Genomic DNA, 10,383 nt, shown 5'->3' on the forward strand with positions numbered 1-10,383 from the left:
TTTTATTATCAACTTCCATACGGTTTCGACCGAAATTTTAATTTCGGATTCAACCGGTATGATCTTGCTTTTTTGTGCGGCAAATATAATGATTCTTGAAATTGAAACAACAAAAAAATGATACGGCATGCTTTTTATCGACATTCTATTACTGTCACAATAACAATTAACGTTGTATAAAATGCTTATAATAAAGATGATGTTAATGTAAGGTGCGGAATTTTTAGTTTAAAAAAATTGTAAGTATTCGATGTTTGGGTATGAGCATTGAAATTCCGAATATCGATTTGTTTTTCATTTTTTAGGAGGAAATAAGTAGGCGGATGTAAATATTAAAATGTCATCGAACGTGTAATGTAAGTTACGAATGTTTTGTAAACGATAATGACATCTCATGCATTTAAGTAAAGCTATTATTGATTTTCAGAATTTTGCAATATTTATTATCAAAACAATGTCAATAAAAACAAACAAAAAACGCCTCATTATGACATGAAGCGTTTTTCTGTGGTACCACCAGGAATCGAACCGGGGACACAAGGATTTTCAGTCCTTTGCTCTACCAACTGAGCTATGGTACCATCCATTTTTGCGCTGCAAAGATACTCCTTTTTTTTAATACCACAACAAAAAAATAATTTTTTTTGTATTTTTGTAAAAGTTTCACTCATAATCAATAATTTTGCATCCAAATTTTTAAATTAAGGTTATGAGTGTTGTTTTAACCGTAGATATTGGGAATACAAGGGCTAAATATGCTGTGTTCGATGGTGAAAAAATAGATGATACCGGTGTTTTTGACCCTGAAGGTGATGATTTGGCGGTATTGTTATCGCATTATCCCTTTATTAAGCGAGGTATAATTTCATCGGTTGGGGGTCATGTTGAGGAATGCCTTTCTCAATGTGGTTCACTCGAAATGGTGGTTTTGTCCGACAAGACTCGCCTTCCATTCAAGATATCTCTTCCAAATACTTCCCAGATTGGTGCCGACCGTCTTGCAGCCATGGCATCTGCCGCTTATTTCAAACCTTCCAAAAATGTTCTTGTCATTGACATTGGCACCTGTATAACTTACGATATACTCACTGATGACGGTTTTTATTATCCCGGACCTATTTCTCCCGGGATTAACCTTAGGTTTAAGTCCATGCACGAACATACTCGATTGCTTCCTCTTTGCAGTCCTACCAACAACGAGAAACATCTCATTTGCAAGACGACGCAGGAGTGCCTCGAGGCAGGCGTTATGTTGGGCGTCCAATATGAAATGGAACTTTTTATTGATTCTTATTCCAACATTTTCAATAATTTAGATGTTTTTTTGATAGGTGGAGACAATATTTTCTTTGAAAACAAGTTAAAAAATTGCATCTTTGCAGAATCAAATTTTATCTTCCATGGTTTAAGATATATACTTGATTATAATGAAAATCAATAAGTTACATAAGACACCATTTTTATTGGTTATTATTTTGTCAATTAATTTGTCCGTTTTGGGTCAGGCAGACATCAGTTCACCTTACTCTCGTTTCGGCTTGGGTATGATAAGCGATAATCCGGCAAATACCATGATGAAAGGTATGGGAGGATTGAGTAATGCCATTTTGGGAGGCAATATCTTAAACCCTGCCAATCCGGCTTCTTATGCTTTTATCGACTCATTGACGTTCTTGCTTGATGCCGGTTTTTATATTAAGATGGCTTCTTACAGAACAATGGAGATGTCTGAAAATGGTTCTAATGCCTCATTTGATTATGCAAGTATGGGTTTCGGAGTGACGAAATGGTGGAAAATGGGCATAGGAATTGCTCCTTATAGCAGTAGGGATTATAATGTAGTAGTGGATCTTTATAATCCGGGTTCATATAGCATCAATTTTACTGGTGACGGTGGTCTTAATCAGGCATTTTTCGCCAATGGATTCAGAATTACAAAGAATATTTCTGTGGGTGCCAAAGTGTCTTATGTTTTTGGTACTCTGTCAACGGAAACCATGATATATTATCCTGATTCAACGTACATGTTGAACGGTCGTCGTACCATAGATATGAAGGTCAGTGACTTTAAGTTTGATTATGGCATTATTTTTGTATTGCCAATGAAAAATGAATATTCATTGACTTTGGGACTTAACTATACGCAGGAAGCGAAAATAAATGGGAAAAGAGATATCTTTATTCGTTCCATGTTCAATGGGTTTGGCAACAGCGTGGAAAATCCGATAGATACATTGAAATATAGAAAGGATGAAAAGGTAAGTTTTAAACTGCCGCAAGGCATAGGTGCCGGTGTAGTATTGAAAAAAGGTGAACGTTGGATGTTGGGTGTAGATTTCAACTGGGATAATTGGAAAGGTTTTGAGGTAAATGCTGAGAATGATTCTTTGCAGAATTCTTGGAATATTGCAGTAGGAGGTCAATATAAACCTGAAACCACCTCGTTGTCGGGTTTTTTAAGGAAAATGACTTATCGTGCCGGCTTCCATTATGACCGCACATATTTTAATATATATGATCAATCTATCGATAAATTCGGCTTTACAATAGGATTGGGCATACCTTTCCCGCGTTCGTTGACATCGTTTAATGTTGCCTTGGAGTTCGGTAAAATGGGAACTATTGAACATGATCTCATCAGAGAGAATTATTTCAATATCTCTATTGGAATGTCGATACACGACAGATGGTTTGTAAAAAGAAAATATAAGTAAAACATCAATCAATTATAAAAATGAAATTCAGACAAATTGTACTATTAGGTTTAGCGTTGTGCTTTTCAGCACCGGTATTTGCACAAGATGAACAGTGTAATACGGATTTCTCTTTGTATAGAGAAGCATTTAAACAATGGGAAAATTCAACTCCCAAATATGACAGGAACAATATCAGTCCTGTAATGTTGAACTCATGGAGAAACGTTTTTCTCAATTGTCCTACATTGCGTCAGACAACTTTCATCGATGGTGTCAAGATTGTGATTAATGCCCTTATTCTTCCTACTAAAGATAAAGAATTAAGAAATAAATATGTTGACACACTTATCATGGTCTATGACAAACGTGCGGAATATTTTCCAACGACAGACAATGGCGCCAGTCAGTTGGGTAACATATCCGGCCGTAAGGGTATAGACCTTATGTCAATAGCTCCGGACCGTTATGAAGATGCGTACAATGCTCTTAAAAAAGCAATAGAATTGGATGGAGAGAAAAGTAATCCGGCTTTTATCAATGCTTATTTCGGCAGTGTCATCAATATGGTGAAAAATGATAAGCTTACTGAAGATGTCATTCTCGATGAATATGGCAGATTAATGGACCTTGTAGATGCCAATATCAAGGTCTATACCGATATGGGTAATGAAAAACAGCTTAATAACTATAAAGCTACCAAAGCAGATCTCGATGCTGCTGTCCAGCCTTTCGCCAACTGCGAAGACCTTATACGAATCTATCAGGCCAAGTTTGATGCAGCTCCTAACGATGTGGATTTGTTGAACAAGATCGCTGCCATACTTGAGAAAAAAGGCTGTGATGATTCACAATTGTATCTCGATGTGGCTATCAATCTTCACAAAATGGACCCTTCACCGGCTTCTGCTTATTTTATAGGTAAAAGATATCTTACTGACAAGGAATATGCCAAGGCAAAACCTTATTTTCTCGAAGCAACAAAATCGGAAAATGTGGATTGGGCTGCCAATTCATACAAATATCTTGCCCAAATAATGCTTATAGACAAGAATTATTCTCAGGGCCGTGAATATGCCAAAAAAGCTATTGCATTGAACAAAGCTGACGGAGAACCTTATATCATAATAGGTAACCTATATGCTGCAAGTGCCAAGGAATGTGGTTCAGGCGACTTCTATTCAAAAGTGGCTTTCTGGGCCGCTGTTGACCAGTTTAACAAGGCAAAGAGTATAGACCCGTCTATCAAAAGCAAGGCTGATGAACTTATAACATTGTATTCCCATTATTTCCCGAATGTTGAGACGATATTCTTCAATGGTTTTGAAGAAGGTCAACAATATACTGTGGAATGTTGGATTAATGAGACAACAACCGTAAGAGCTGTCAAATAATTGAAGGGATTATTTAAAATATTATTGGTAATCAACATCATAGCTAATATTGTTATGATGTTGTTTTCTTGTGAAAATTCGTTGGAAAAAGTTAAACAATTCATCGATATTGATACAATATCAGGCGTTATGGCATACGATGTTACTGTTTTGAGAAGCGACTCCGGTATGGTTGTGGCATCGTTGAAGGCTCCTGTCTTGCACTCTATTGAAAATGACAGTTCTGTTTTGGAATTTCCTAAGGGTTTTTTTGCTGAAATATTGGATGATACTGTAGTGACAGCAACGATAAGTGCCGACTATGGCGTGAATCGTGAAAAAGAAGAAATGCTCATTGCAAAAGGCAATGTGGTGGTGAAAAATATGGAAACACAAGAAATCCTGAATACTGAGACTTTGTTATGGAATCAAAAGACAAAGAAGATAAGTACTAAAAATATGGTTAAAATAACCTCGCCTGACAGAGTGGTGTTTGGAGACAGTCTTACTGCAGATGAGGATTTTTCTAAAAGAGTTATTCACGGTATCAGGGCAACCATTGAATTTGAAGATGAATAATAATACAATATGGTATGGATGACAGACTTACAGTATTGATATCGTTGATGGCTTCGGCGTTGTTCTCAGGTATGGAGATAGCATTCTTGAGTACTAACAGATTGCAATTGGAACTTGATGTTAAAAAGAACAGTTTTTCAGCTGTCTTGATAAATAGATTCGTTAAACATCAGTCACAGTTTATCGGCTGTCTGCTCTTGGGCAATAATATTGCCAATGTTATTTATGGCATAGCGATGGCAAGAATCTTGAGTCCTCAGATAATAAATATATTGCCGGATGTTATTACTAACGAGTTCACTATTTTGCTTTGCCAGACCATACTTTCTACGCTTCTTGTTTTGATAGTGGGAGAGTTTATGCCAAAAATATTGTTCCGTATCAATCCAAATAAATTGATGGATGTATTTGCTTTGCCGGCAATGATATTGTACGTCATTTTATATCCTTTGATAGTTATTTACATCGGGATTTCGGAATTTATAATAAAATATGTTTTCCGCATAAAAATAAGGCCTGAGGATTATAAACTCAATACTGTTGACCTTAATGATTATATTAAGGAATATGCCAATACTGAAGAGAAAAACGAAGACATACAGCAGGGTATAGAATTGTTCCAGAGAGCTATGGATTTTCCCAATGTCAAGTTGAGAGAATGTATGGTGCCCCGTACTGATATTGAGGCAATACGTTCCGACGATTCCATAGAAACAATAATAGCGAAGTTTGAGGAGACAAAACATTCCAAACTTCTTGTCTATGAAAATAATATTGACAATATCATAGGTTATGTGCATATCAATGATATTTTTGTGTCTCGCAATGACTTGATGAAAAAATTACGTCATATTGAATTTTATCCTGAGACATATTCCGCACAGGAATTGCTGAAACATTTGTCACAAACGCGTCAAAGTATTGCTATTGTAGTCGATGAGTTCGGAGGCACCTCCGGAGTTATTACCATAGAAGACCTTGTGGAAGAAATATTCGGCGAGATAGAAGATGAATATGACGATGATGATATGACAGAAAAAACAATAAATGACAAAGACCATGTTTTTTCTGCAAGAATGGAAATAGATTACCTTAATAAAACATATAAATTCAACTTTCCCGAATCTGATGATTATGAAACATTGGCAGGTTATATTCTTCATTATCATGGGAGCATACCGGAAATAGGTGAGGAAATACGTATCGGCAACTATGTTTTTAAAATTACAAAGGCAACAGAAACGAAACTTGAGGAAATTGAAGTTAAGAATAATCAATAAGTTACAACAATATCCCTTGTTTTTATTTTTAAATTAGATATTTTTTTGATAAAAATGTGGGATTATATCGAATGGTTTTGTAAATTTGCAGGCTTGAAAACTGTACTAAAAGAATAGAATAAAATTTTATAGATAGAATTATGGCAGCAATTGGAACAATTAGAAAACATTATGGTATCTTGATTGTCATCATAGGTATTGCTCTTGTCGCTTTTATTTTAGGTGACCTTTTCAAGAGTACCAACTCCAGACGTACAACTGATGTGGCAGTAGTTAATAATGAAAAAATCAGCCAGCAGGATTTTGCAAATTTGGTTGATGTGAATCTTGAAAACTACAAAAGAGCCAATGGTTCGATAAGTAACGAGGAGTCGGTGAGCATCCGTAATCAGGTGTTGGAACAGATGATTAGTGAGATTATTATGAATGAGGAATTTGAAAAGTTGGGAATTACTGTCTCTGCTGAAGAGCTTTATGATCAATTCCTTGGAAAGAATCCTAACCAGTATGTTGTTCAAAGTTTTTCTGATGCCAACGGTAACTTCAATAGAGATGCCTTGTCGCAATATCTTAACGATTTCCAGAATCTTAATGATGAGGCGAAAGTGGCTTGGCTCAATTTTGAAAGAGCTATAAAAGATGATAGAATAAACACCAAATATAATACTATACTTGAAAAAAGTTTCTATCTTCCGGAAAAATTGGCAGAACGTTATTATGAAAATAAAAACGATAAGAGAAGTGCTGAGGTCTATGCTGTACGTTATACTACAATACAGGACTCTTTGGTGTCTTTGACAGATTCCGACAAGAAAAAATTCTATGAAGAAAATAAAAAGAAATATGAAACAGATGCTATGCGTAGCATAGACTATGTGGTGTTTGAGGTGAATCCTTCGGAGACTGACAAACAGAATGCTAAAGAGTATGTTGAGGGTCTTATGACTGAACTTAAAAATACAACCAATGTTGCAAGTTTTGTCAATGCCAATTCCGACCGTCAATATGATAGCACATGGCTTTCGCGTAAAACTGTTCCTGTCGCTGTAGAAGCAGTGGTTTTTGATGACAACAATGAAGCCGGTTTCGTATATGGTCCTTACGAAGATAATGGCTATTATAACATACTTCGTATAGTTGACAAGAGTAACCGCTCCGATTCATTGATGGCATCTCATTTGTTGGTAAGTTATCAAGGTGCTTTCAGAAGTACTGAAACACGTACAAAAGAAGAGGCTAAGGCTCTTGCCGACAGTTTGTTTAAGGTCATAAATAAAAATCCTTCCAAATTGGAAGAACTTGCTAAAGACTTTTCCGATGACCCTACAGCTGTTACAAATAAAGGTGACCTCGGTTGGTTTTCCGATGGCATGATGGTGACTCCTTTCAATGAATTCGTGCAGAATAATAAGATTAATGCTGTCGGACTTGTGGAAACCGATTTCGGCTACCATATAGTGAAAGTGACTGACCGTACAGAAAAAACTCCAAAGGTTCGTCTCGCTATCATATCACATGAGATTTCTCCAAGTACGGCAACATATCAAAATGTTTTCGCCGAGGCTAACAGGTTGGTTACAGAAAACCAGACAATGGAACAGTTTAATACTGCCATTGAGGAACTCGGACTTAACAAACGTACATTCCCTTCATTGAGAGAGAATACTACACGTATCACAGGTATCAACAACCCTCGTGAGATAATACGTTGGGCTTTTAACAAAGATACCAAGGTCGGCGATATTTCTTCTATTTTCGACCTTGAAGATATGTATGTAATAGCAGTGTTGACAAAGTCTGTCGAAAAAGGTCTTCCGGATTACAACGACCTTATCGACCGTTATGAATTCATGATCAAGAAAACTAAAAAAGGAGAGATGCTCGCAGAAAAGGCTAAGGCTTATGGTACTGACTATCAGAAAATGATTGACGAACTCGGTGGTGAGAAGACTACCATTGACAATATTACGTTCGATGGTCGTGCTTTCGGCAACTTCGGTGTAGAGGATAAAATCATAGGTACAGTAACTGCTTTGACGGAAAAAGACGGCTTTGTGGGTCCGCTCCAAGGTGCTTCGGCTTTGTATGTGGTTAAAGTTGATTCTTATACTCCAGCAGAGAAAACTGATAATTATGATAATATCCTTAAGGAAAGAACTTCTTTGTATAAGAACTCCATCCTTAATGGCAGCCCTTACAGAGCACTTAGAGAAAATGCTAAGATAAAAGATAACAGCATATTGTTCTATTGATATTTTGAAAATAAATTTTGAAAAAACCACCTCTGAATCTGAAATTCAGAGGTGGTTTTTTATTGTCATATTTGTTGTTAAATCTGAATTATTGCCTCACTGAAGAGAACTTGTTAAATTTGCTGTTGTTGATTCGTTATCTGTCATTTTTAGTATATTTGTCAAATAAATATAAAATCACTGATTCTGTATGCTTATATCAGTAATTATTCCTGTTTATAAACCGAAAGATTGTTTTTGGGAGTGCTTGGATTCATTGTGTAATCAGAAATTTCCGAAAAATGATTTTGAGGTGATTTTGGTGTTGAATGGATGCAAAGAACCTTATTTTTCGTCTATTATTGATTATTTGAACATCCATGTTGATTTGCAGGTTAAACTTTTTCATACAAATGAAGCAAATGTATCCAATGCACGCAATATAGGTTTGGATAATGCGAATGGAGAATATATAACCTTTGTTGACAGTGATGATTATGTGTCTCCAATGTATCTAAAAGAATTATATGAGAATGTGGCACCGGATACTGTATCTATAAGTAACCTGTATATGTTTAATGACGGGGGTGGAATTCCTTATAAAGAGGAGACATGCGGAAGCAAAAGAGCATATAATAGGGGTGTCAATAATAATGTGACAGAATTGTCTTATAAAGTCGGATGTTGTTTTTGTTCAAGTTGGGGAAAGTTGATAAATAGGAGTATTATTGGAGACAGGCGTTATAATATCAATTTGAGTTATGGGGAAGATAGCGTCTTTATGTTTCTTGTTTCCAATAAGATTAAAAAAGTGTCTTTTACATCGTATGATGCAATTTATTATTATAGACGTCATGATGACAGTTTAAGCGGACGCGTGTCTTTGAAAGAAAGAATAAGTTCTCATGTAAAAATGGCATTATGTTATTCTAAGATTTATTTCAGGCAACCATTAAAATATAATTTTGTCTTTTTTGTGACACGACTTTTAGGTGGTATTTGAATATTTTGATAGTGTTTTATGGATTAATTGTAAGATGTCTGTTTTAAAAGTTGATGACAGTAACTTATCTTTAATAAAGTTAAAATTCTTTATCAATTGATAAGATATTTATTATCAAGGTTATATGTTAAGTTGGAAAAATGATGGTATTTTCAGCTTGTCAAATATTGGGATGAACCAATCTTATGCCTGTTTGGTAATCACGATAATGCACGCCTTGTTTATATCGACATGACACTCTTGCCTGCCGGTTGTCGTTGTTCCAGCTGCCTCCGCGAAACACTTTATATCCTTCTCCGTATTCTTCGCATATTGGGTCTGTCACGCTTTCTTCAGTGTAATCCATATACCAGTCCAGACACATTTCCCATACGTTGCCGCTCATGTCATATAATCCTAAGGCGTTAGGGCTTTTCGTTTTAACCTCTTTGGAAGAACTGGCATTACTTGTTGTCCAAGCTACGCTATTAATGTCATTGCTGCCTGAATATATGGTGTTTTGTGTTTCGACCCCACCTCTTGCTGCATATTCCCATTGGGCTTCTGTAGGAAGTGTAAAACTCAATCCTGTATATTCGTTTAACTTACTGATAAAATTCAATGCATCGTTATATGAGATGCGATATGCAGGATAGTTGTCACCTTTACCATAATGATCTTCCCACTGCATGTCGCTCTCATCATTTGGTGTCTCATTCATGACAGCTTTCCATAATCCTTGCGTCACTTCAATATTGCTTATGTAAAATCCACCAACACTTACTTCATGAACCGGTGTTTCGTAGGGTCCTGCATCGACATCATAGTTGAGACCGTCGATGCTGTCAGCCTGAGCTCCCATCAAAAAGGTGCCTCCTTGTACAAAAACCATGCTGTTGATGGCATCGCGAATCTCGCTCATCTGATTCTTACTGAAACGTCCGTTCCATTGCACTTCAAATCCATTGATGTATTCTGTCTCGTGGACGTTTTTCTTACAATTATACAACATAATGATGCAAAGACACAATATTATGCTATAAATGATAGAGTTTTTTATCATATATGATATCCTTTTCTTATTTGGCTGTAAAGATACGATAATATTTCATTTAAATGAAGTTTTTTTTTGATATTTTTTAAGAGGTAGAGTCAAACAGCAAGTGCAATATTACGAAATAAATTTGAAGAACTCCTTTTTTGGAGTGGAGAAGTTTAATTTTTCCCTTGGTCTTCGGTTAATTT

Annotated in this window: 8 protein-coding genes and 1 tRNA gene; 7 read left to right on the forward strand and 2 right to left on the reverse strand. The window is 36.0% G+C overall.

The genetic code is table 11. The features are described from left to right. Positions 1 to 508: 508 nt before the first annotated feature. Positions 509 to 581, reverse strand: a tRNA-Phe gene (locus ACZOVS_RS05880). Positions 582 to 709: 128 nt separating this feature from the next. On the opposite strand from ACZOVS_RS05880, the gene ACZOVS_RS05885 reads away from it, so the two are divergent. From ACZOVS_RS05885 to ACZOVS_RS05915, 7 genes are all read left to right on the forward strand, one after another. Next, positions 710 to 1,441 carry a type III pantothenate kinase gene (locus ACZOVS_RS05885; protein ID WP_483996304.1) on the forward strand — a complete coding sequence of 244 codons (732 nt, stop codon included), beginning with the start codon at positions 710 to 712 and terminating at the stop codon, positions 1,439 to 1,441. Then, positions 1,428 to 2,714: a BamG family beta-barrel-assembly machinery protein gene (gene bamG, locus ACZOVS_RS05890; protein WP_483996305.1), complete on the forward strand. Its 1,287-nt coding sequence runs from the start codon at positions 1,428 to 1,430 to the stop codon at positions 2,712 to 2,714. Before ACZOVS_RS05885 ends, bamG begins: the two co-directional genes overlap by 14 nt. Before the next feature lie 20 nt (positions 2,715 to 2,734). Then, entirely contained in the window at positions 2,735 to 4,087 is a 1,353-nt protein-coding gene (locus ACZOVS_RS05895; RefSeq protein WP_483996306.1) for a tetratricopeptide repeat protein, read from the forward strand. Further along, on the forward strand, positions 4,088 to 4,645 hold the full coding sequence (gene lptC, locus ACZOVS_RS05900; protein WP_483996307.1) for an LPS export ABC transporter periplasmic protein LptC: 558 nt from the start codon (positions 4,088 to 4,090) through the stop codon (positions 4,643 to 4,645). 14 nt (positions 4,646 to 4,659) lie between these two features. Continuing rightward, positions 4,660 to 5,925, forward strand: a complete 1,266-nt coding sequence (locus ACZOVS_RS05905) for a hemolysin family protein (protein WP_483996308.1) — start codon at positions 4,660 to 4,662, stop codon at positions 5,923 to 5,925. Positions 5,926 to 6,065: 140 nt separating this feature from the next. Continuing rightward, the gene (locus tag ACZOVS_RS05910) at positions 6,066 to 8,177 is read left to right on the forward strand and encodes a peptidylprolyl isomerase (protein ID WP_483996309.1); all 2,112 of its coding nucleotides are present in this window, start codon (positions 6,066 to 6,068) and stop codon (positions 8,175 to 8,177) included. Positions 8,178 to 8,367: 190 nt separating this feature from the next. Continuing rightward, positions 8,368 to 9,159, forward strand: a complete 792-nt coding sequence (locus ACZOVS_RS05915; RefSeq protein ID WP_483996310.1) for a glycosyltransferase family 2 protein — start codon at positions 8,368 to 8,370, stop codon at positions 9,157 to 9,159. Between the two features lie 160 nt (positions 9,160 to 9,319). Here the strand turns inward: ACZOVS_RS05915 and ACZOVS_RS05920 are convergent, their stop codons facing one another. Continuing rightward, positions 9,320 to 10,201: a formylglycine-generating enzyme family protein gene (locus ACZOVS_RS05920; protein WP_483996311.1), complete on the reverse strand. Its 882-nt coding sequence runs from the start codon at positions 10,199 to 10,201 to the stop codon at positions 9,320 to 9,322. Positions 10,202 to 10,383: the final 182 nt, after the last annotated feature.

The organism is Candidatus Limimorpha avicola, from assembly GCF_056978975.1.